Source organism: uncultured Cardiobacterium sp., from assembly GCF_938028825.1.
GTDB lineage: Bacteria > Pseudomonadota > Gammaproteobacteria > Cardiobacteriales > Cardiobacteriaceae > Cardiobacterium.
In genome coordinates, this window is sequence record NZ_CALIZP010000094.1 from 1 (window position 1) to 22,383 (window position 22,383).

Consider the following 22,383-nt stretch of genomic DNA (forward strand, 5'->3'; position numbering starts at 1 on the left):
AATCCACGCCCGACATCATTGATGTTATCTCCTCTATATCCTCCTTTGGTGGTTGTTTGCCGGGCTGCAAAGCCCGGCTCTTTTTTTGCTCGCGCCACACGGGCACACGGCCTGCGGCTTTCCGCTATAATTCGGGCAGATACACCCAGTAGCAAAGTCAGGGAACGCCATGTACCTCGTAGCCAATGCACTCAGCCAGCAACTGGCAAGCCAGTATCCCTTCTGGCAGGCCCCGCTGCCCTTCGACCTCATCCACGCCGAAATGTCCGGCAAAATCAGCGCCCACGGCGCACACGGCATCATCCGCATCGCCACGCACGATACCCGGACCGCCCTCACCGCGCGCATCGAAGCCTATCGCAAACACCACAGTGCGCCATCCTTCTGCTTTGCCCACCTACTGCCGCAGCAGCCGCAGGGCGATGCCCCGGACAGCTTCGCCGCCGGAATCCTGCAACGCCGCCTCTTTACCGAACCGCTGATTACCCATCGCGGCGATCATTTCCTCGATCTGCTGGAAACCGCCATTGCCGCCAAACCGCGCGCCATCGGTTTTGCGCAGGGTCTGCCCGACCGCGAAACCCTCGCGCTCATCCGCGAACAAAACATCTTCACCTTCGCCATCGTCGGCAACCTGCTCGAAGCCATCAGCGCGGACGACTACGGCGCGGATGCCCTCGTCCTGCAAGGCATGGAAGCGGGCGGCGAGCGCAGCCATTTCACCAACGACCTGCCGCTTGTCGAACAGGGCGCGCTTTCGCTCCTGCAACAGGTGCGCAAATACAGCGACAAACCGCTTGTCCTCTGGGGCGATCTCACCGACGGTGCCGACATCGTTGCCGCCATCATCAGCGGCGCACAAGCCGTAATGCTCGACCGCCCTTTCCTTGCCTGTGCCGAAAACGGTCTGGCGCTGGAAATCCGCGAACGCATCGTTCATGCCAACGAATACGACAGCGAAATCTCCGCGCAGTACACCGCCCGGCCGCTGCGCTGCCTGCGCCACGCATTCAGCAAGAATGACGAAGCACTGCTGCGTGGTCACGAAGCCCTCTTCGCCGCCGCGTTCGCCGCCAAACCGGATGAGCGCCCGCTGAGCGTGTCACTGAGTGCCATTGACGACCCGCAGAACCTGACCCACTACCTGAATCATCAGGCGCAACACATCCGCCAACTCATCGCCTGACCATGCTGCTCGACTACACCCGCCTCAACCCGGATGACGCGGGCAACCCGCGCAGCGAGCGCTACCACGACATCTATTACAGCGGCGACGGCTTTGCCGAGGCCGAGCACACCTACATCAACGGCAACCGCCTGCACGAACGCTTCACCCGCTGCACCGGCAACATCACCATCGGCGAAATCGGTTACGGCACCGGCCTCAACTTCCTGCACACCGCCGACGCCTTCCTGCGCGACGCGCCGCCAAGCGCGCGCCTGCACTACCTCAGCTTCGAGCGCCACCCTGTCGCCGCCGCCGACCTCGCCCGTCTCTGGCAAAACTGGCCGCAACCCGCCCTCCGCGCTGCCTTTCTCGCGCAAAACCCGCACAACCACGCGGGTCATCATCTCCTCAAAATCCACCCGCGCATCCACCTGCACCTCATCCTCGGCGACATCCGCGACACCCTGCCGCCGCTGCGCGCCCGCGTTGATGCCTGGTTCCTCGACGGCTTCGCGCCGGCGAAAAACCCCGATTGCTGGACGCCCGCCCTCATGCAGGAAATCGCCCGCCACAGCGCGCCGGGCGCGACCCTCGCCACCTTCAGCGCCGCTGCCGCCGTGCGCGACGCCCTGAGCGGAGCCGGCTTCACCATCCGGAAAACGGCGGGCTACGGCGCCAAACGCGACATGCTCACCGCCGCCCTCGCCAACCCGCCCACAGCAGAACCGCACTGGACCAACCAGCCCGCCGCTGCCGACGGTCCCATCGCCATCATCGGCGCGGGCATCGCCGGCAGCACCACCGCGCGCGCCCTCGCCGAAAGCGGCCGCCGCGTCACCCTCTACCACAGCGACGTCCATCCCGCCGCCAGCCATGTCCCGCTCGCCGTACCCTATCTCAACCCCGACAGCGAAGCCTCGCCCGACCGTCCCTACCAGTTCGCCACCTGGCACCACGCCATGCGCGCCCTGCACACATTTCCGCGCAACACTTACAACCCCTGCGGCGTCACCAACCACGCCGCAAACCCGCGCGAAGCACGCCGCCAGCAAGCCCTGCTTGACGCCCACCTGTTGAGCACCGCCGAAATCGGCGGCAACGCCACCGACCTCACCTACCCGCGCGGCGGCGCCGTCCACCTGCCTGCCCTGCTTGCGGCGCTTGCCGACCACCCCAACATCACCCGCACGACCCGCACCCTCACCGACCTCGCCGCACTTACCGACTACGCCGCCATCATCCACTGCTGCGGCTGGCAGACCGCGCTCAATCCCGAAGCCGCGCTGCATCACACCATCCGCCCCCTGCGCGGCCAGGGCAGCACCTATCACAGCGACCGCGTGCCGCCGGGCGTGTACTGCGCCGCACGCACACTCATCCCCGACGGCGACAGCGTTTACAGCGGCGCGGGCTTTGGTCCCGGCGATACCGACCTCACCCCGCGCGCAGATGACGACGCGCGCAACCTCGCCGCCATCCTGCAATATTACCCCGACGCCCGCACCGAACTGCGCGGTCACTTCGTCGGCATACGCGGTGCCAGCCGCGACCACATGCCGCTGGTCGGCGCCATCTGCGACGCCGCCAGCGTTCTGCACGAATACGCCGCCCTGCGCCGCGACGCGCACAAAACCATCATGCGCGACATCGCCCACCACCCGCGCCACTATATGCACCAGGGCCTCGGCTCCAAGGGCTGCACCTACGCCTGGCTGAACGCCGACATCCTCACTGCCATCATCAACAACACCCCCATCCCGCTGCCTGCGCCGCAACTCGAACGCATTGACCCCACCCGTTACCTCATCCGCGCACTCAAACACGGACAGATATAGCCGTTTCAGATAGAAACGATGCGGTATTGACCCGCCTGGCCGCAGCAGGCACAAAAAAACCGCTGCTCGTGCAGCGGTTTTTTTGCGTCCGGTGTTTTACGGCAAATCGTCAATGGGGCGCTTGGAACGCGGCATCAGGTCTTCATGGCGCACACCCATTTTGTACACGAGGGCGCTGGCGACGAAGATGGAGGAGTAGGTGCCGAAGATGATGCCGATCATCATCGCCGTCGAGAAGCCTTTGAGGATGGTGCCGCCAAAGAAGAAGAGGGCGATGACGGCCAGCAGCGTGGTCAGGCTGGTGACGATGGTGCGGGCGAGCGTCTGGTTGATGGAGGTGTCAATGACATCTTTCGGGGAGATGGCGGGTAGCTTGCGGAAGTTTTCGCGGATGCGGTCATAGACGACGACGGTGTCGTTCACCGAGTAACCGAGGACGGCGAGCAGTGCCGCCAGCACGTTGAGGTCGAACGGCCAGTGCATGAGCGAGAAGACGCCGGCGGTGATGATGACGTCGTGCAGTTGCGCCAGCACCGCGCCGAGGGCGAATTTCCATTCGAAGCGCAGGCCGAGGTAGATGATCATGCCGACGCAGGCGAGGCCGATGGCGAGCAGGCCTTTGCTGACGAGTTCTTCTTTGTACTGCCCGCCGACTTTGGACTGGCCGGTGATTTTGGCCTCCGGGTTGTCGGCCTGCACGGCGGCAACCATTTTGCTCATGGTGTCGTCAATGTTGCTGCCTTCCTGTTCGGCGAAGCGGATCTGGATGTCGCGCGAGGAGCCGTATTGCACGACGCCCGCATCCGGCACGATTTTTTCGGCGATGCCCCGGACGCGGGTCACGTCCGCCGTCTGCGGGTACTGCACTTCGATGGTCGCGCCGCCGGTGAATTCGAGGCCGAAGTTGAAGCCCCGGAAGATGATGAGGCAGACAGCCGTGACGGTGAGGAAGAGGGAGAACCACAGCCCGTCGTGGGCATATTTCATGAAGGGGATGAAGGGGTGTTTGATTTGCATGGCGGGCTCAGATGTTGATCTGCGGGTTTTCTTTGCGCAGGGTGGTGAATTCGACCAGCGCGCGGCTGACGTACACGGCGGTGAACATGGTGGTCAGGATGCCGATGGAGAGGGTAACGGCAAAACCCTTGATGGGGCCGGCACCGAAGCTGAAGAGGAGCACGGCGACGATGAGGGTGGTGATGTTGGCATCCACCACGGTCGGCAGGGCGTTTTCATAACCGAGACGCACGGCGGTACGCACGTCCACATGGTGTTGCAGTTCTTCGCGGATGCGTTCGTAGATGAGGACGTTGGCATCCACCGCCATGCCGAGGGTGAGGACGATACCGGCGATGCCCGGCAGGGTCAGGGTCGCACCGACCAGCGACAGGGATGCTACCAGCAGGATCAGGTTGACGAGCAGGGAGAGATCCGCATCCAGGCCGAGTTTGCGGTAGTACACCAGCATGAAGACGACGACGAAGAGGAAACCGATGACGGAGGCGTTCACGCCCTGGTCAATGTTCTTTTTCCCGGCGTTCGGGCCGATGGTGCGTTCTTCGATGATGTACACCGGCGCGACAAGCGAACCGGCGCGCAGGGTGGCGGCAAGTTTTTTCGCGCGCGAGAGGGGTTCGACGCCGGTAATCTGGAAGCGTTCGGCGAATTGCCCCTGAATGGTGGCGGAGTTGACCACGGTCTCGCGTTTTTCCACGGTGGTCACGGGCTTGCCATCGGCGTCGTTCTTGGTGACGGGGACGTATTCGACGTACACGGTCGCCATCGGTTTTTTCAGGTTTTCGCGGGTAATTTCCGCCATCTGCGCCCCGCCCTGCGAGTCGAGGACGACGCTGACGGCGATGCCGCTCTGGTTGGCAGTATCCACCGCCGCATCAACGATATGTTCGCCGCTCATCACGACTTTGCGTTTGAGCAGTATCGGCGTGCCGTCTTCAAAATAGGCGAGTTTGCTGCCGAACGGTGCGCGCTTCATCTGTACCGCCCGGGCGACGTCGCCCTGCTCATCGACGATATAGAATTCGAGGGTGGCGGTGGAGCCGAGCATTTCTTTCGCTTTGGCGACGTCCTGAATACCGGGGAGCTGGATGAGCAGGCGGTCATCGCCGACGACCTGGATGGAGGGCTCGGCGACACCAAGGCTGTTGACGCGGCCCGCCATACGGATGCGGTTCTGGTCGGCGGCGCGGCGTTTCATGTCGCTGATGCCCTGTTCGGTGTATTGCATGTGCACGCGGTACTGCCCGTTTTCTTCATAGTTGATTTGTTCGATGCCGGTCGGCAGCAGGCGGTAGAGGGCATCCAGCGCCTGTTCGCGGTCGGCGCCCGTCGCGAAACTGAGAATGGCGCCGCCGTTGGCCGATGCTTCCGCGCCCTGCATCGGGATGTTGTTTTTCGCGGTAGTGGTGGTGGCGAGGTCGATGAGTTCGGCGGATTTGCGGGTGAAAAGTTCGTTGCTGTCCACTTGCAGCAGGAAGGAGATGCCGCCGCGCAAGTCGAGGCCGAGGTTGACCGGGGCGAGGCCGAGAGCTTGCAGCCATTCGGGGGTGTTCGCCATCAGGTTGACGGAAACGCTGTTGTCGGGGTATTTGGTGGCAAGCAGGTCGCGCGCCTGGATTTGCACGTCGGTCTGCGGATAGAAGAGGTTGAGGTTCTCGCCGTCCTGTTTCCAGCGCATGGGGGCAAGATTGGCGTCATTGAGCTGTTTGGTGATATTGCCTGCTGCTGTTGCCGCTGCTTCCGGGGTAGGGAATTGCATTTGCACGGTCGGGCTTTTGCCATACCAGTTCGGCAGGGCGACCAGCAGACCGAAGAGGGTAACGGCGATGATGAGCAGGTATTTCCATGCGGGGTAGGCTTTGGACATGGTGGTGTTCCGGTTGGTTCAAGTGATGAAGGCTGCCGCCGGCAGCCTTCGGTATGGCATTTATTCTTTTTCTTTTGGGTCGCTGCCGTCTGCTTTGGGGGCCTCGTCCGCCTTGTCGTGCTTACCGTCTTTTTTGTCGCCTTTCTCGTGCTTGTCGTCATTGGCGGCGCTGTTGCTGCCGAGGGTGGCTTTGAGCGAGCCTTTCGGCAGGATTTGCACGACGACACCACGCTGGATGCGCACCACGGTGTTCCTGGCGATTTCCAGATCGATGGCGAAATTGTCGAGGTCGATGACGCGCCCCATCAGGCCGCCGTTGGTCATCACTTCGTCGCCCCTTTTCAGGCTGGAAACCAGCAGCTGGTGTTCCTTCATCTTTTTCTGCTGCGGGCGGATCATGAAGAACCACATTGCGCCGAAGAGCACGACCAGCATGATGATTTGCAGGGAGCCGCCGCCTTGTGCTGCGGCGGGGGCGGCTTGGGCGTAGGCGTCTTGAATGAATAGCATGGGTTTGTCCTTTAATGTGTTATGGAAGGGGAAGCGGCGCGCATTATAGCGTACTCGCTTCGGCGCGCCGCATGGCGTAGAAGTCGGCGGCGAAGCTCGCGAACTGCCCCGCTTCGATAGCCGCGCGCATGTCGTGCATGAGGCGGATGTAGTAGCGCAGGTTGTGGATGGTGTTGAGCCGCGCGCCGAGCATTTCGTTGCATTTGTCGAGGTGGTGCAGGTACGCCCGGCTGTAATGGCGGCAGGTGTAGCAATCACAATCCTCTTCGATGGGGCGCAGGTCGCGCTTGTACGCCGCGTTGCGCAGTTTCAGGGTGCCGAAGCGGGTGAAGAGGTAGGCGTTGCGTGCGTTGCGCGTCGGCATGACGCAGTCGAACATGTCGATGCCGCGCCGCACACCTTCGACGATGTCTTCCGGTTTGCCGACGCCCATCAGGTAGCGCGGCTTGTGCGCAGGCAGGTGCGGCAGGGTGTGTTCCAGCGTGTCGTTGCGCGCGTCAAGCGGTTCGCCGACCGCCAGACCGCCGACGGCATAGCCGGGCAGGTCGAGCGCGACCAGGCCTTCCGCCGATTCGCGGCGCAGGTCGGGATAGATGCCGCCCTGGACGATGCCGAAAAGGTGGTTGGGGTTGCCTGCGTGTGCGGCCTTGCTGCGCGCCGCCCAGCGCAGCGACAGGCGCATGGATTTCGCTGCTTCCTCGTGCGTCGCCGGGTAGGGGGTGCATTCGTCGAGCTGCATGACGATATTGGCATTGAGCGCGCGCTGCACTTGCATGGAACGTTCCGGGCTGAGAAACACCGCGCTGCCGTCCACCGGCGAGCGGAAATGCGCGCCTTCTTCGGTCAGCTTCCTGATTTTCGCCAGACTGAACACCTGAAAACCGCCGGAATCGGTGAGGATGGGTTTGTCCCAGTGCATGAATTGATGCAGGCCGCCGTGCGCGGCGACGATGTCCTCGCCGGGGCGCAGCATGAGGTGAAAGGTGTTGCCGAGGATGATTTCCGCGCCGAGGGCGTGCAATTCCTCCGGTGCAAGCCCTTTCACCGTGCCGAGGGTGCCGACCGGCATGAAAACCGGCGTCTGCACGAGCTGGCCGTCGGGGAAGATAATGGTGCCGCGACGCGCGTCGCCGTCTTGTGTGATGAGTGTGTAGTGCATGATGTCCTTGCCGATGGCAGAAAACTGTGGTGGGCGCACCGCGACAGCGGCGAAGCCCGCCGCCCGCGCCGTCATTGCCAGGGATCGTCGTCCATATGCTGCAAGAATTCCTGCATTTCTTTTGCCGCTTCGCGGATGAGGCGTTCGTCCTGGCTGTCGAGGGCGGCGGTGAAGAGGGCGATGCGCTGCCCGATGTACTGGCGGTCTTCGCCGAGGCGCTGGGTGTAGAGGCGGTCGGCGCGCGCCAGCAGGGTGCGGTTTTCTATTTGGTCGCGTGGGTGGATTTTCAGTTTTGCCAGTTTTTCGTGTGCCGACCGCAAGGCAGCATCGTCGAGGTTGACGCCGCTGTTGTGGATGGTGAGCTGGTGCGTGCTGCCGTCGGCGGGCAGGTGCACATCCACTTCGAGCAGGCCGCTGACGTCGTAGGTGAAGCGCACTTCGGCGGGCATCTGTTCGGGGTCGCTGTATGCGGGCAGCGGGATGTTGATTTCGCCGAGGTAGATGTTGTCGCGCACGAGCCGCGCTTCGCCCTGGTAGATTTTGAAGAGCAGCGCGTCCTGGTTGTTGTGGATGGGGTAATAGGTTTCCATGCGGCTGACGGGGATGACGGTATTGCGCTCGATGATGGGGCTGAACACGCCGCTTTCGTAGTGCTGCTCGCTGGTCTGGATGCTGGTTTCGACGCCAAGCGAGTAGGGAGCGACATCAGTCATAACCACTTCTTCCAGCGCCTGGTCTTGCGCGACCAGCCCCGCCTGGATGGCGGCACCGATGGCGATGGTTTCGTCCGGATTGAGGCCGGTGGTCGGGAAGCGGCCGAAGAGACGCGCCATCGCCTTGCGCAGGACGCTCATCCGCGTCGCCCCGCCGACGAGGATGATGTCGTCCAGCGAAGCGGCGCGCACCCCGGCGTCGCGCAGGGTCTGCTCGATGGGCGCGCGGCAGCGTTCGATGAGCGGCGCGCAGCGGTTCTCCCAGTCGGCGGCGGTGATGTGCCAATCGAGCGTCTCGCCGCCCACGTTGAGCGACATGTCGGTATCGCCGCTGTTCAGCGCCTGTTTGGCGCGTTCGGCAGCGGCGTAGAGTGGGCCTTGTACGCCGCTGAGGTCGGCTTTGGGATGGGCGCCGCCGAAGCCCCGGATGAGCAGTTCGGTGAAGTCTTCACCGCCGAGCATGTTGTCGCCCGCGCTTGCCCGCACTTCCATGATGCCGCTGAACATGTCCAGCAGGGTCACGTCGAAGGTGCCGCCGCCGAGGTCGAGAACAAGGAATTTGCGCGCGTCTTCCCCCTGGTGCAGGCCGTAGGCCATCGCGGCGGCGGTGGGTTCGTTCAGCAGGCGGCGCACGTTCAGCCCGGCCAGTTCGGCGGCGTGGCGGGTGGCTTTGCGCTGGGTGTCGTTGAAATAGGCGGGGACGGTGATGACCGCATCCGTGACGCGCGCGCCGAAGGCGGCTTCGGCATCGGCCCTGAGCGCGCCGAGGACGAGTGCCGAGAGTTCTTCCGGGGAAAATTCGTGACGGTGGCCGAGGCGGTAACGCTTGCTGCTGCCCATGTAGCGCTTGAAGGCGGCGGCGGTCGCCTGCGGGTGCGAGACGAGGCGCTCGCGCGCGGCGGCGCCGACGAGGATGCTGCCGTCGTCGTCAACGCTGACCACGGACGGGGTGAGGACGCTGCCGAGGGCGTTTTTGACGAGCTGCGCCTTGCCGTCCTGCCAGTAGGCAACAAGGCTGTTGGTGGTGCCGAGGTCGATGCCGAGGATGGGGGTATCCATGTTGTTGTGCTCCGGGCGGAAAATGGCGCGGATTATACAGCGACGGGGGCACAATGCCCGCCCGGCGGCGGGGCAGGGGCAGTTTCCCGCTATCGTTGCGGCGGGGTAACATACGCGGCCGGTCAAGTGTTGGCCGGCCGTTAATGACTGCAAGGAGTATCTGTGAATCTTTCCTGGAACCGGCAGATTGCGCTGCCGCCCTTTTCATTTCGTGCGTTGGCTTATGCCCTGGCGTTGCTTGTCGCGCCCAACGTGGCTTTTCTGCTGCTGGCGTGGCTGACCCATACGGCGCGGCCGCTGCTGAATCTGGATTATTTCGTCGCGGTGCTTTTGCTGGCGGCGCCGTGGCGCTGGACGCGCCTTGCGGGTATCGCGGCATTCTGGCTGGCCGTTCTGTTTGATGTGCTGATGTTCGTGATGCAGCTCTTCCCCTTCCTGGATTTGCGCGGTGCCCTCTATCTGCTGCCGTTTGTGCTGAAAGCGCCGTGGTCGTACCGGCTGCTCTGCCTCCTGGCGCTGGCGTATGTCCTCATCATGCCCCTCTGCCTGTGGCGGCTGGGAAAAAGGACCAATCTCTACCACGCTTTATGGCTCGCCATCCCGCTGGCGGTGGCATCCTATTTCACCGGGCACCTGCAATATCACGAGCGCGGTTTGCAGACCAATCTCTTCGGGCGCAACAATTTCTTCTACGGCAAGAGCCAGTTCGCCTTGTACGGCAGGAGCAAGGAATTTGCCCGGATTACCGCCAACGATGTCGAAGCGGTGTTTTCCCCGCTGCAATTCGATCACGCTTCAAGACTGCTGGCACAACCGCCGTCGGCAAAAATCCTCTTTATCGTCAACGAGTCCTGGGGGCAGCCGAAAAATCCCGCCTTGCAGGATGCCGTGCTGGCAAAACTGGCAGCAGAACGCGACCGCTTCGACATCTGGCAGGTGGGCCATTTCCCCTTTGTCGGCGCCACGGTGCAGGGCGAAATCCGCGAGCTGTGCGTCTTGCAGGTACAGGGGCTGGCTCTGCGCCGTACCCCGGCGGGTCGCTTCGCAGACTGCCTGCCCAACCGCCTGCGGCAGCAGGGGTATATGACGGTCGCCCAGCATGGTGCCAGCAGCCTGCTCTACGACCGTTCCAGCTGGTACCCGAAAGCGGGTTTTGCGCAGGTCGTGGCGGCGGAACAGCTGATGGGCAAGCCGACCTGCCAGGCGTTCAACGGCGTCTGCGACAGCGCCCTGTTCGCGATCGTCAAGGAAGCCTTCGCCCATCACCCGAAACTGTTCTTTTACTGGATGACGCTGACCTCGCACACCGATTATCCCGCCGAGGACTTGTTCAACCACCGCCTCGACTGCGCGGCCTACGGTCTGCCGGCGGATACGATGCTCTGCCGCAATTTCGGCTTGCAGACGCAGTTTTTCGATGAACTGGCGGAACTGGTCCGGCAGCCGGAAATGCGCGGCGTCGAGGTGATTGTGGTCGGCGACCACCCGCCGCCGGTGATCAATCTGGGCGAGATGTTCAAGTATCTGACGGAACCGGGCGAAGTCGCCTGGGTTCATTTCAAGGTGAAGGAATAGCGGAGCAAGGGCGGGGCATCCCGCCCTTTACTTTTATGCCCCGGGCGGCGGGGCGGTGCGCTGGATACGCAGGGCGTTGGCGGTAACGAGCAGCGAGCTGGTGCTCATGCCGAGCGCGGCAATCCACGGGGTGAGATAGCCGCAGAGTGCAAGCGGCAGGATGAGGAGGTTGTAGGCGGTCGCCCAGGCGAGGTTCTGGCGGATGATGCGTTGGGTACGTGTGGCCAGGTCGAAGAGGTAGGGCAAGGCGTCGGGACCGTTTTGCATGAGGACGATGTCGGCATGGGTCTGCGACAGCGGGTTGGCGCGGCCAACGGCGACGGAGACGGCGGCGCGGGCGAGGACGGGCGCGTCGTTGATGCCGTCGCCAATCATCAGGGTATGCGCGGGGTCGTGCGCTTCGAGCAGGGCGAGTTTGTCGTTTGGGCGCAGGTCGCCGTGGTAGTCCGTGATGTGGTAGCGCGCGGCGAGGCGGGCGACGTTGGCACTGCGGTCGCCGCTTGCGATAGCGAGGTGGTAGCGGGCGGCAAGCGCGGTCAGGGTTGCGGCGAGGCCGGGGCGTTCGGGGTCGCTCAGGCGGTAGTGCGCGCGCAGGGTGGTGTTTTCAGCGAGGTAAACGTGGGTGGTGTTGGCGGTATCTTCGTCTGTGTCCGGGATGGGGGATTGTCGGCGGGCGTAATTTTCTTGCAGGCGTCTTCCGGTATTAATGGCATAGCCACAGTGGCGTTTGGGGACAGTGGAAGGGTGGACGCTGGCAGCCGCGCCAGTGTCGGTCTCGCCGTACGGGATGCCCTCTCCCCCGTCCCCTTTTTCGTCCTGCGGGCGGGCTGTTCCAGTCCCACGGGGAAGGGGGATGGAGACACCATTTTCCTGCATGTAAGCGGCGCTGCCGATATGCCAGCGGCTGCCCTGCCAGTCGCCGCTGACGCCTTTGCCGCTGTGCTGGGTGATGTTCGTCATGGGCAGGGTGGCGGTTTCCTGGCGGCTGAAGTACCAGGCGACGGGGTGGGTGCTGTTGGTTTCGAGGGTTTTGGCGATGGCGAGCAGGATGTGCGGGTCGGCGTCGCCATAGGTTTCGCCTGCGCGCAGTTGGTATTTGCCGACGGTCAGGGTGCCGGTTTTGTCGAAGAGGATGCGCTTGATGCGGGTGAGGCAGTCGAGGGTGTCGCTGTTTTTGATGAGGATGGCGTGTTTGTGCGCGTGGTTGAGCGCGGCGGTGAGCACGGTCGGCGTCGCCAGCGATAGTGCGCAGGGGCAGGTGGCGACAAGTACGGCGAGGGCGATGTCGAAGGCGCGCGCGGGCGCTATCCACTGCCAGATGAGGTAACCGGCGGCGGCGAGGATGAGTACGGCAAGGATGGTATGGCGGGCGAGGGTTTCGTTGCGGTCTATCTGCGGCGAGCGGTGCTGTTCGGCGCGGGCGCTGATGCGGCGGATGGCGGCGAGGGTGGTTTGTTGTCCGGTTTGGGTGACGCGGATGTCGAGCGGACTTGCCAGGTTGGTGCTGCCGGCGAGGACGGTGTCGCCCGCCTGTTTGTATTGCGGGGTGCTTTCGCCGCTTAACATGCTTTCGTCCACGCGGCTGGTGCCCGCTTCGATGCGTCCGTCCACGGGGATGGTGTGCGTCGGCAGGACGCGGATGTGGTCATCCACGCGGATGGCGGGCAACGGTACGAGGCGGTATTCGCCGTCGGCCGCGCGTTGGTACACGGCGTCAGGCAGAAGACGGGCAAAGTGGTGCTGGTTGTGGCGGGCACGGCGGCGGGTGTGCGCTTCGAGGGTGCGGCTGATGGTGATGAAGAAGATGAACATGGTGACGCCGTCGTAGTAGATTTCGCCGTGGCCGAGGAGGGTGTGGTAGAGGCTGGCGAGCCACGCCCCCGCGCAGGCGATGGCGATGGGTACATCCATATTAAGGCGGCGCTGTTTGAGGGCGAGCCAGGTGTTTTTCAGGAAGGGGTAGCCGGCGTAGAGCATGATCGGGGCGCTGGTGAGCGCGCTGATCCAGCGCAGCAGTTGTTCGTATTCGCGCTCGATGCCGAGCCAGGCGCCGGTGTAGAGGCCGGTCGCGAACATCATCACCTGCATCATGCCGAGGCCGGCGACGATGAGGCGCAGCAGGTCGTGGTTGCGGCGGCGGTGGTCGCGGCGCTCTTCCTGGTCGGGCGTGGTGAGGTTCGGGGTGTAACCGAGGTCGGCGATGGTGGCGAGGATGGCCGAGAGTGGGGTGTCGCGCCAGCGGATTTCGGCGCGCCCTGTCGTCAGGTTGATGTGGGTGTGGGTGATGCCGTGCGCGCGTTCGAGGGCGCGGCTGATGAGCCAGGTGCAGGCGGCGCAGTGCAGGCCGTCGATGTAGAGGTGGATTTCGTTATTTTCGCCGTCGTGATAGGTGTACTGGGCGGCGATGTCGGGCAGGTCGTAGGCTTGCCAGTGGCTGTGGTCGTAGGCGGTATCAGGCCGGGGCGCGGGATGGTCGCGCACGGTGTAGTACTGGTCGAGGTGGTGCGCGCTGATGATGGCGGCGACGGCACGGCAGGCGGTGCAGCAGTAGGCATGGCCGGCGTCGTCATGGATGTCGGTGCCGGCAAGGATAGGCCGGTGGCAGTGGTAGCAGGTCATGGGGTTGGCGGGGGTGATGGGCGGAGCAGTGTATCGGCGCCGCAGCGCGGTTTCCATCCGGTTATTCCCATAACTGCTTGAAAAAATGCTGGTTCCCTCAGACTGCCGCATGGAGCTAGGGCAGGCGGACGCTGCCGAAGCGGGCAGTGCAGCCCGCCGCCGTTTTGCTGAACACCAGTCCCGCCGCGTTTGCCGCCGGGCAATAGGCGACGGCAAAGGGCAGGTCGGGCAGCGGCAGGGTGCTGTACACGGGTGTCTGCGGGTAGGCATCGAGCAGGGTAATGAGCGCCGAGGTGTGCCGCAGGTTCTTGCCGGTGAGGACGATGGCATCGGGCCGCCGCCCGCGTCGCCGCAGTTCCGGCAGCAGGTAGCGCGCGGCATCGTCGCGTCCGTAGTTGCGGTGGCGCAGTCCGGTGTTGACCACCAGCGTCTTGCCGCCAAAATAGCGCACCGCGCTGCCGTTCGGCGCGAGGAAGTCGGGCGGCGCGGCAAGAACGGCATGCAGGCTGATGCCGACGGCAAGCGCCATCCAGGCAAGCGGCGCGGCAGGCAGCCGCCAATACCACGGCGGGGCGGCATCATCCGCCGCCCGCAGCGGGAAATCCCGCCCGCGCAGGCGGGCGAGCGCGCAGAGGACCGCTGCCGTCGCGCACAACCCGGCGGCGATGGTCGGCTGGAAGGCGGGTTGCCGGTACGCCCAGGCGGGTTGGGCAAGGGCCGCCAGCGCGTGCAGGAAAGTATCCAGCAGCCACACCGCAGGCGGCGCCAGCGGCGGCAGGACGAGCGCCACCAACGCCAGCACCAGCACCGGCGCCAGCCACGGAATCAGCACCAGATTGGCGGCGAGCGACACCACGCTGATGCCGCCGAACAACGCCCAGCCGATGGGCAGCAGCGCCAGCGTGATGAGCGCCTGCAACACCGGCCATTGCCACAGCGGGCGCAGTCGCCGCCACAACGGCGCGCTGTACAGAATCACCGCCACCGCCGCAAACGACAGCCACGCGCCCGCTGTGCCGAGTTGCCACGGATTCACCAGCAGGATGCCGAGCGCCGCCAGTTTGAGCGCCTGCCGCCCGCCGCCCGCCTCCGGGCAGTGCCAGCACAGCGCCAGCACGGCGAGCATCAGCCAGGCGCGCAGTACCGGCGCGGCCGCGCCGGTGAGCATGGCATAGACGAGAGCGCACAGCAGCGTGCCGTGCAGGGCGAGCGTGTGCGGCTGCACCCCGCCGCGCCAACGCGGCGGCAGAGCGGCGGAGGCATGGCGCAGGATGAGGTAGAACAGCCCCACAATCAGCGCCAGATGCAGGCCGGAGATGGCGATGAGGTGCGTGGTGCCGCTACGGCGCAACCGGTTCTGCGCGTCTGCGTCCAGCCCGCTGCGGTCGCCGATGATGAGCGCACGCAGCCACGCCCGTTGCGCGGCGGGGAAGACGGCGTCGATGCGGGCGGCGAGGGCGGCGCGCTGCCGCACCGTCCACGGTACCGTTACCCCGTCAAGCGGCACCACCGCGCGCACCGTCGCCCGCCCACGCAGCCGCTCCCGCTGCGCCGACAGCCCGCCGTCGCCCGCTTTCAGGCGCACCTCGGCGCGCACCGCCTCACCGGGACGATAGGAACGGCGGGAAAAATCGGCGGCGGCAAGGCGGTCGCCGCGCGCCAGCGGGCAGTCGCCCGCGTCCAGCGTCGCCATGACGAAGCGGCTGCCGACGGGATAACCGCGCGTCGGGAAATCGGCGATGTAAAAGTCGGCACGGCAATCCGCTGCGGCGGGCAGCGGCGAGGTGAACTGCCACGGCGACAGCGTCCACAGCGCCGCCAGCACGGCGATGGCGGGGAAACGGGTCAGGCGGTGGCCGAGCAGCACCAGCGTGCAGGGCAGACACCACAGCGACAGCGGCAGGTGCCGGGCGAGAAGTATGCCGACCACGACTGCGAGCAGGGTCGCATCGAGCGGCGGGAGGGCGGTACGTCGCCCGCTGCTGCCGTCCGCCGTATGACCGCCCTGCCCGTCCCGCCCTGTGCCGCCCATTGCCGCTCCTTTCCCGAAAATGCCTCTGCCGTCATTGTAAGCGGCGCGGCGCGGAACCCATACCGCTTGCTGCCGCTGCGCGGCGAAGCGCTACAATGCCCGCGAATTTCCGCACGACCGACAAATGCCCCGCATCGCCCTCACCCCCTGCGCAGCCACGCACTACGCCGCCCTCGCCTACCGCCTGCCGCCGCCGCAGGACAACTACACCCGCGCGCCGCAAGCATGGTTCGACAGCGGTTTCCGCCCCGGACAATATCCCGTCAGCATCCTTGCCGATGCCGCGCCGGTCGGCTTTTTCATACTCGACAGCGGCGCCAACAGGGCAGATTACAGCGACGATGCGCACGCCCTGCTGCTGCGCTCGATGTCCATCCACCCCGCGTGGCAGGGGCGTGGCATCGCCGCACTGGCGCTCGCGCCGCCCGTGTTGTGGGCCTATATCGACCGCCACATCCCGGCCATCCGCCGCCTCGTCCTCGGTGTCCACCATGCCAATGCCGCCGCCCGGCGCCTGTATCTGCGCTGCGGTTTCCGCGACAGCGGCCGCACCTACCCCGGCCTGAAAGGCCTGCAATATATTTTTGAACAAACCCGCCCCGCATGATGCTTCCCGCCTTCCATCGCGGCCACCTCGCCCTGCTCGTTACCGCCGCCCTCTTCGGCAGCACCTTCATTTTCCAGCGGCACAGCGCCGCCGCCGTCTCCGCCACGCTCTTCACCGCCTGGCGCCTGCCCGTCTCCACCGCGTTCCTCGTTCTGATGCTCGCCCTGCGCCGCCAACCCGTCTGGGGCCGTTGGGCGCGCGACGGCATCGTCTGCGGCATCCTGCTCTATCTCGGCATGTACAGCCAGCAATGGGGCCTCGCCCACACCACCGCCGGCAAGGCGGGGTTTATCACCAGCATCTACGTCATCCTCGTGCCGCTGCTGGGGCTTATCGCGGGCGAGCGGCTGCATAAACACTTAATCGCCGCTCTCATCCTCGTCTTCGCCGGTATCTGCTGCCTCGTCGGCATCAAAAGCGACGACAAGACGCTTGGCTGGAACATCGGCGACAGCGTCACCCTCGCCTGCTCCTTCATCTGGGCGTTTTACGTCATCTATACCGGCATCGCCGTGCGCCGCAGCGACGCCCTCGCCCTGACCGCGATGCAGACATTCGCCGCCACCCTCATCGCCCTGCCCATCGCCGTCGCAAGCGACGGCCTGCCCGCCCTGTCCGACCCCGCCCGCCTCGCGTACAGCCGCTGGGACATCCTCTATGCGGGCATCGTCTCCTCCGGCCTCGCCTTCTTCCTGCAAGCCTGGGGGCAGCGCAGCGTCGCCGCCACGCCCGCCGCCATCATCCTCTCGCTGGAAAGCGTCTTCGCCCTCATCGCCGGCTGGCTGTGGCTGGCCGAACCCGTCACCCCGCTGATGCTCACCGGCTGCACCCTGCTCTTTGCCGCGATGATCATCGCCCAGAAACCCCCGGCCCTCTCATGATCGGCACCGACATCATCGACAAACGCCGCATCGCCGCCCTGTGGCACACCCACGGCCGGCGTCTGGCGGAAAAAATCCTGCACCCCGCCGAACGCGCCCGCCTCGCCGGGGCGCGCGATCCGGTGCGCTACCTCGCCATGCGCTGGGCGGCCAAAGAAGCGCTGGGCAAAGCCCTCGGCACCGGCCTGCGCGCGCCGCTGGTCATGCCCGCCATCCGCCTCGACAAGACCGCGCTGGGCGCGCCGCAATTCGCCGATACCGAACCACTGCGCAGCCTGCGCCTGGCGCGCGGCATCGCCACCATCCACCTCAGCCTCAGCGACGAACGCGATTACGCCGTCGCCTTCGTCTGGTGCGAACGGCAAACCCGCGCTCGCAGCAAGCCATAACGTGAAAACCCGCACCCATTCCGTGCATTACCCACCCGGATGCAGAAAAACGGCAAGCCGCGCCGTCGTAAAATAACAACAAAAATACCGTTGTTGGTTTCTTGCAACAAAACGGTTGCACGACCACAAAAAAGCCAGTATGATTGCTCCCGGATTAGGCGATCCGCGAAATTGAATTTAGCTATTGCTAGGAGACTTAACATGAAAAAATCACTGATTGCATTGAGCGTTCTGGCCGGCATGGTCGGCGTTGCCCAAGCAGAAAACACCACGACGCTTTACGGCGCTATCGGTTATTCCGTCAAAGTTGCCGATAAATCCGAAAATAATCGTCCTTTGGAACTCAATAAAACTAATTGGGACCTGAAACGCAGTGTTGCCCGTTTCGGCATTCGTGGTACCGAAGACCTGAATGGTGGTCTGCAAGCATTCTACCGCTTCGAATTCAATGTAACCGATGCTGGTGTTACTAGCGCCAAAGAGGGTACCCGTTACGCTTATCTCGGTTTGAAAGGTGACTTCGGTACCCTGACCTTGGGACGTCAAAAAACCATCTTTGCCACTGCAACCGATTTTAACGATAACTTCCAAGATGTTTATTTCAAATACCATAACGGTTCTAATCGTCTGAGCAAAGTTATCAGCTACGTCAGCCCGGATATCTACGGCTTCAAGATTGGCGCTTCTATGATCTTGGATGGCGATAATAGCGTTATCTCTAGCTCTGATTCTAAAGGTATAGATGCTTGGGAAGCTGGCGCTTTCTATGAAAACAGCGGCTTCTTCTTTGGTGGCGCTTACCAATATCAGGATCAAGGTAAAGGTTCTACTGAGTTGATGGGTGGTTCTACTGGCTTTAAGAATGACACCTTCAAAGTTGGTCTTGGTTACGAACACGAGTCTAGCGCTGATAGCTATTACAACTTGGCTGGTGATTATTACCTCGGCAACAACACCTTCCGCGCTGGCTTCGGCTACAAAGATGGTAAAGGTAAGGATGACTGGTACGAATATGCCCTCGGTTACCAGTACAACCTCAGCCCGCGTACCTACACTTGGGTTGAAGGTACTTACAATGATCCGCGTGCGAAAGGCGCAGATGATAACTACGAAGTTGTTGTTGGCGTTCGTCACGACTTCTAATCGGTATCCTCTACCGCAAAAAGCGAACCTTCGGGTTCGCTTTTTTATTACCCATGAATCACCTCGTGACGTACCGCAAAACCACAGGGGTTCCGCCCGGCAGCGTCGCACACATTCCTGTTGCGCACGCAAAACAGTGGCCTGGGCAGATTTTGTTTATAATGCAAAGCCCACGATTTAACACAGATTTTTGCGTCCTTTATGAAAAAAATGCTTTCTCTCGCGCTTGCCACCCTGCTGCTGCAAGGCTGCGGCATGATGCTCGTCGGCGGTGCGGCGACAACGGCAGGTATGGTGCATGACCGCCGCTCGGCAGGTACGGTTATTGACGACAACGCCCTGGAACTGAAAGTGCTGAACACCATCCGCCAAACCAAAATGCTGGCCGACAACAGCCACGTCAGCGCAACCGGATACAACGGCATGGTACTGCTTACCGGCGAGGCGTATAACGAAAACATCCGCCAGCACATCACCGCCGCCGTCGAGCGCATCCCCGGCGTCAAACAGGTGCACAACCAGCTCGTGATCGGGCGGCGCAGCACCTTCATGGAACGCGCTTACGATTCCAAGCAGACCGCGAAGGTCAAATCGGCGCTGCTGGATGTGAAAATCGCCGGATTTGACCCGACCCGCGTCAAAGTCGTTACCGAACACGGCTACACCTATCTCCTCGGCATCGTCAGCGAAGAAGAAGCGCAGGCAGCGGTGGACATCGCGCGCCGCGTCTCCGGGGTGAAAGAAATCGTCAGCATGTTTGAAATCGTGCAGAACCCGGCAACCACCACCGGTGGCGGCAACTTCTGACCCTCCGCATCCCCACGAAGTCGGCCGCAGGCGGCCGGCTTCATCGTTTCTGACATCCACAAAAAACAGGCAAAACATCATGACAAAGGCAATCCCCCTCCGTTCCCAAACCTCCACCGCCGGGCGCAATATGGCCGGTGCCCGCGCCCTGTGGCGTGCGACCGGCATGAAAGATGAAGACTTCCGCAAGCCCATCATCGCCGTGGTCAACAGCTTTACCCAGTTCGTTCCCGGCCATGTACACCTCAAAGACATGGGGCAACTGGTCGCGCGCGAAATCGAAGCGGCGGGGGCGGTCGCCAAAGAATTTAATACCATCGCCGTGGATGACGGCATCGCCATGGGGCACGACGGCATGCTCTACTCCCTGCCAAGCCGCGACATCATTGCCGATTCCGTCGAATACATGGTCAACGCGCACTGTGCCGATGCCATGATCTGCATCTCTAACTGCGACAAAATCACCCCCGGCATGTTGATGGCGGCGATGCGCCTCAACATCCCCGCCGTCTTTGTCTCCGGCGGACCCATGGAAGCGGGGAAAACCGCGCTTGCCAAGCACAAACTCGACCTGGTTGATGCCATCGTCTATGCCGTGGATCCGGCAGTGGATGACGCGACCGTTGACGATTACGAAAAAAACGCCTGCCCGACCTGCGGATCCTGCTCCGGCATGTACACCGCCAATTCCATGAACTGCCTGACCGAAGCGCTGGGTCTGTCGTTGCCCGGTAACGGCACCACCCTCGCTACCCATGCTGACCGCAAACAGCTCTTCCTGAATGCTGCGCGCACCATTGTCGCCATCACCGAGCGCTACTACCGCGAAGGCGATACCAGCGTCCTGCCGCGTTCCATCGCCAACTTCGATGCCTTCCAGAACGCCATGACCCTCGATATCGCCATGGGTGGTTCAACCAACACCATCCTGCACCTGCTCGCTACCGCGCAAGAAGCGCACGTCCCCTACACCATGAAAGACATTGACGCCCTGTCGCGCCGCATCCCGCAGCTGTGCAAAGTCGCGCCGAACGAGCCCAAATACCACATCGAAGACGTGCACCGCGCTGGCGGCATCATGAACATCCTCGCCGAACTCGCGCGCGCAGGCCTCATTCGTACCGACATGCCGACCGTGCACAGCGCGACCCTGCAAGACGCCATTGACCGCTACGACCTGACCCGCAACCCTGCCCCGGAAATCCGTGAATTTTACCAAGCGGGCCCGGCCGGACTGCGCAGCCAGACTGCCTTCTCGCAAAACTGCCGTTACGACAGCGTGGATGATGACCGCGCGAATGGCTGCATCCGCGACATTGACCATGCCTACTCGCAAGACGGCGGCCTTGCCGTCCTCTACGGCAACATCGCCGAAGACGGCTGCGTCGTTAAAACCGCCGGGGTGGACGCAAGCATTCACATATTCAGCGGCAAAGCCATCGTTTACGAAAGTCAGGACGCCGCCGTGAACGGCATTCTCAAACGCGAAGTCAAAGCGGGCGATGTCGTCGTCATCCGCTACGAAGGCCCCAAAGGCGGGCCGGGCATGCAGGAAATGCTCTATCCGACCAGCTACCTCAAATCCATGGGGCTCGGTGCCAAATGCGCGCTGCTTACCGACGGCCGCTTCTCCGGCGGCACCTCCGGCCTTTCCATCGGCCACGCCTCGCCGGAAGCGGCGGCAGGCGGTGCCATCGGCCTCGTGCGCGACGGCGACACCATCCGCATCAACATCCCCGCGCGCACCATCCACCTCGACATCAGCGACGAAGAAATGGCACGCCGCCGCGCCGAGCAGGACGCCAAAGGCTGGAAACCCGCCGCCCCGCGCGCGCGCAAAGTCTCGGCGGCGCTCAAAGCCTACGCCCTGCTTGCCACCAGTGCCGACAAAGGCGCGGTACGCGATTTGAGCAAGCTGGATTGAGCCTCCGCCCTGCGCCGTCATCCCTCTTCGCAATTTGGCGATAAAAAACGGGCCGTTCGGCCCGTTTCTTATTCCATGCCCGCTTGATTCAGGCATTCGCCCCCGCCTGCGGCAGGGCAGTGGCGTTCAGTCTCGCTTCCAGCGCCGCGATGCGCGCCTCCGCCTGCGCCAGCAGGCGTTCCTGCGCCTCAAATTCGCTGCGCGGCACCCAGTCGGATTTTGCCAGCCGCTCATCAATCATGGCACGCGCGGCGGCACGGATTTCCGCCTGCACCGGGCGCAGTGAATCGGGCAATTTCTGTTCCAGTTGATCCAGGAAAAAGGAAAAAGGGTTGTTTTTCATCGCAAACTCCACGGCATGAGATAATGGCGGCGCAGTGTAACACAGAGGCAATTATGAAAAATTCCGTCCTTATTATGGTCATGGGGCTTGCCGCCCATGCCGCCGTCTGTGCCGGCAGCGGCGATGCGGTGCGCGGCAAGGCGTCGAACGGTGCCTGCGTCGGCTGTCATCAGGAGGACGGCAACGGACGCGACAACCCCGGCGGGGAATCCTGGCCGCGTCTGGCGGGGCTGAATGCCGAATACCTTGCCGCCCAACTCGCCGCCTACAAGAGCGGCGGGCGCAAATCCGCCTCGATGAAGACGTTTGCCATGATGATGAACGAAGAGAAGATGGCGGATATTGCCGCCTATTACGCGACGCTGCCGCCCGCGCCCGTTGCCGCCGCGCCGCCCGGGGAAGCGCAACTTGCGCGCGGCAAGGTATTGGCGGAGCAGGGCGATTCCGAACGTAACATCCAGCCTTGCACGCAGTGCCATGGCGCGGACAATCGCGGCGACGGCAAAATCCCCGCGATTACCGCCCAGCCCGCGTCGTACCTGCGCGCACAAATCACCGCCTGGCAACGCGGCGACCGCCCCAACGACAGCGCCGACGAAAAGGGCATGTTCCCGACCGCGCGCCATTTGAACGAAGAAGACAGCGCCGCCGTCGCCGCCTGGCTCTCGACGCAGGCACCGTAACGGCGAAAATCTGTACCGCTTGGCGGGCGCAGGATGGGCTTCAGCCCATCAA

At 63.5% G+C, this 22,383-nt stretch carries 18 protein-coding genes; 10 read left to right on the forward strand and 8 right to left on the reverse strand.

The window, feature by feature from the left end:
* Window positions 1-169 precede the first annotated feature (169 nt).
* Together Q0562_RS13520 and mnmC are read left to right on the forward strand one after the other, a co-directional pair.
* Window positions 170-1,186 (forward strand): nitronate monooxygenase, encoded by a 1,017-nt coding sequence (locus Q0562_RS13520; protein WP_298645193.1) that lies wholly within the window; start codon window positions 170-172, stop codon window positions 1,184-1,186.
* Window positions 1,187-1,188: 2 nt separating this feature from the next.
* Window positions 1,189-3,003, forward strand: coding sequence for an FAD-dependent 5-carboxymethylaminomethyl-2-thiouridine(34) oxidoreductase MnmC (gene mnmC, locus Q0562_RS13525; RefSeq protein WP_298645195.1), 1,815 nt, complete (start codon window positions 1,189-1,191; stop codon window positions 3,001-3,003).
* A 96-nt stretch (window positions 3,004-3,099) separates the two neighbouring features.
* On the opposite strand, the gene secF is transcribed toward mnmC, so the two are convergent.
* The 5 genes from secF to Q0562_RS13550 all read right to left on the reverse strand — a co-directional run bounded on the left by secF (window position 3,100) and on the right by Q0562_RS13550 (window position 9,328).
* Complete coding sequence (gene secF, locus Q0562_RS13530; protein WP_298645197.1) at window positions 3,100-4,020, reverse strand: protein translocase subunit SecF; 921 nt, start codon at window positions 4,018-4,020, stop codon at window positions 3,100-3,102.
* A gap of 7 nt (window positions 4,021-4,027) precedes the next feature.
* A complete protein-coding gene (gene secD / locus Q0562_RS13535; RefSeq protein WP_298645199.1) occupies window positions 4,028-5,887 on the reverse strand; it encodes a protein translocase subunit SecD in 1,860 nt (619 codons plus the stop codon).
* 60 nt (window positions 5,888-5,947) lie between these two features.
* Entirely contained in the window at window positions 5,948-6,397 is a 450-nt protein-coding gene (gene yajC, locus Q0562_RS13540; RefSeq protein WP_298645201.1) for a preprotein translocase subunit YajC, read from the reverse strand.
* A 43-nt stretch (window positions 6,398-6,440) separates the two neighbouring features.
* The gene (tgt, locus tag Q0562_RS13545; protein WP_298645250.1) at window positions 6,441-7,556 is read right to left on the reverse strand and encodes a tRNA guanosine(34) transglycosylase Tgt; all 1,116 of its coding nucleotides are present in this window, start codon (window positions 7,554-7,556) and stop codon (window positions 6,441-6,443) included.
* A gap of 71 nt (window positions 7,557-7,627) precedes the next feature.
* The gene (locus Q0562_RS13550) at window positions 7,628-9,328 is read right to left on the reverse strand and encodes a molecular chaperone HscC (protein ID WP_298645202.1); all 1,701 of its coding nucleotides are present in this window, start codon (window positions 9,326-9,328) and stop codon (window positions 7,628-7,630) included.
* A gap of 162 nt (window positions 9,329-9,490) precedes the next feature.
* On the opposite strand from Q0562_RS13550, the gene Q0562_RS13555 reads away from it, so the two are divergent.
* Window positions 9,491-10,903: a sulfatase-like hydrolase/transferase gene (locus tag Q0562_RS13555; RefSeq protein ID WP_298645204.1), complete on the forward strand. Its 1,413-nt coding sequence runs from the start codon at window positions 9,491-9,493 to the stop codon at window positions 10,901-10,903.
* A 33-nt stretch (window positions 10,904-10,936) separates the two neighbouring features.
* On the opposite strand, the gene Q0562_RS13560 is transcribed toward Q0562_RS13555, so the two are convergent.
* Window positions 10,937-13,522, reverse strand: coding sequence for a heavy metal translocating P-type ATPase (locus Q0562_RS13560; RefSeq protein ID WP_298645206.1), 2,586 nt, complete (start codon window positions 13,520-13,522; stop codon window positions 10,937-10,939).
* 115 nt (window positions 13,523-13,637) lie between these two features.
* Window positions 13,638-15,554, reverse strand: a complete 1,917-nt coding sequence (locus tag Q0562_RS13565) for a ComEC/Rec2 family competence protein (protein ID WP_298645211.1) — start codon at window positions 15,552-15,554, stop codon at window positions 13,638-13,640.
* 124 nt (window positions 15,555-15,678) lie between these two features.
* Here Q0562_RS13565 and Q0562_RS13570 point away from each other — a divergent pair, with 124 nt between their 5' ends.
* The 6 genes from Q0562_RS13570 (at window position 15,679) to ilvD (ending at window position 21,305) form a co-directional block, all read left to right on the forward strand.
* Entirely contained in the window at window positions 15,679-16,161 is a 483-nt protein-coding gene (locus Q0562_RS13570) for a GNAT family N-acetyltransferase (RefSeq protein WP_298645213.1), read from the forward strand.
* The gene (locus tag Q0562_RS13575) at window positions 16,158-17,042 is read left to right on the forward strand and encodes a DMT family transporter (protein WP_298645215.1); all 885 of its coding nucleotides are present in this window, start codon (window positions 16,158-16,160) and stop codon (window positions 17,040-17,042) included. Before Q0562_RS13570 ends, Q0562_RS13575 begins: the two co-directional genes overlap by 4 nt.
* Complete coding sequence (gene acpS / locus Q0562_RS13580; RefSeq protein WP_298645217.1) at window positions 17,039-17,431, forward strand: holo-ACP synthase; 393 nt, start codon at window positions 17,039-17,041, stop codon at window positions 17,429-17,431. The genes Q0562_RS13575 and acpS overlap by 4 nt, the downstream gene beginning before the upstream one ends.
* A gap of 201 nt (window positions 17,432-17,632) precedes the next feature.
* Window positions 17,633-18,574: a porin gene (locus tag Q0562_RS13585; protein ID WP_298645219.1), complete on the forward strand. Its 942-nt coding sequence runs from the start codon at window positions 17,633-17,635 to the stop codon at window positions 18,572-18,574.
* Between the two features lie 201 nt (window positions 18,575-18,775).
* Entirely contained in the window at window positions 18,776-19,381 is a 606-nt protein-coding gene (locus tag Q0562_RS13590) for a BON domain-containing protein (RefSeq protein ID WP_298645221.1), read from the forward strand.
* 91 nt (window positions 19,382-19,472) lie between these two features.
* The gene (gene ilvD, locus Q0562_RS13595) at window positions 19,473-21,305 is read left to right on the forward strand and encodes a dihydroxy-acid dehydratase (RefSeq protein ID WP_298645252.1); all 1,833 of its coding nucleotides are present in this window, start codon (window positions 19,473-19,475) and stop codon (window positions 21,303-21,305) included.
* An 88-nt stretch (window positions 21,306-21,393) separates the two neighbouring features.
* On the opposite strand, the gene Q0562_RS13600 is transcribed toward ilvD, so the two are convergent.
* Window positions 21,394-21,648, reverse strand: a complete 255-nt coding sequence (locus Q0562_RS13600) for an accessory factor UbiK family protein (protein WP_298645222.1) — start codon at window positions 21,646-21,648, stop codon at window positions 21,394-21,396.
* A gap of 53 nt (window positions 21,649-21,701) precedes the next feature.
* On the opposite strand from Q0562_RS13600, the gene Q0562_RS13605 reads away from it, so the two are divergent.
* On the forward strand, window positions 21,702-22,331 hold the full coding sequence (locus Q0562_RS13605) for a c-type cytochrome (RefSeq protein ID WP_298645224.1): 630 nt from the start codon (window positions 21,702-21,704) through the stop codon (window positions 22,329-22,331).
* Window positions 22,332-22,383: the final 52 nt, after the last annotated feature.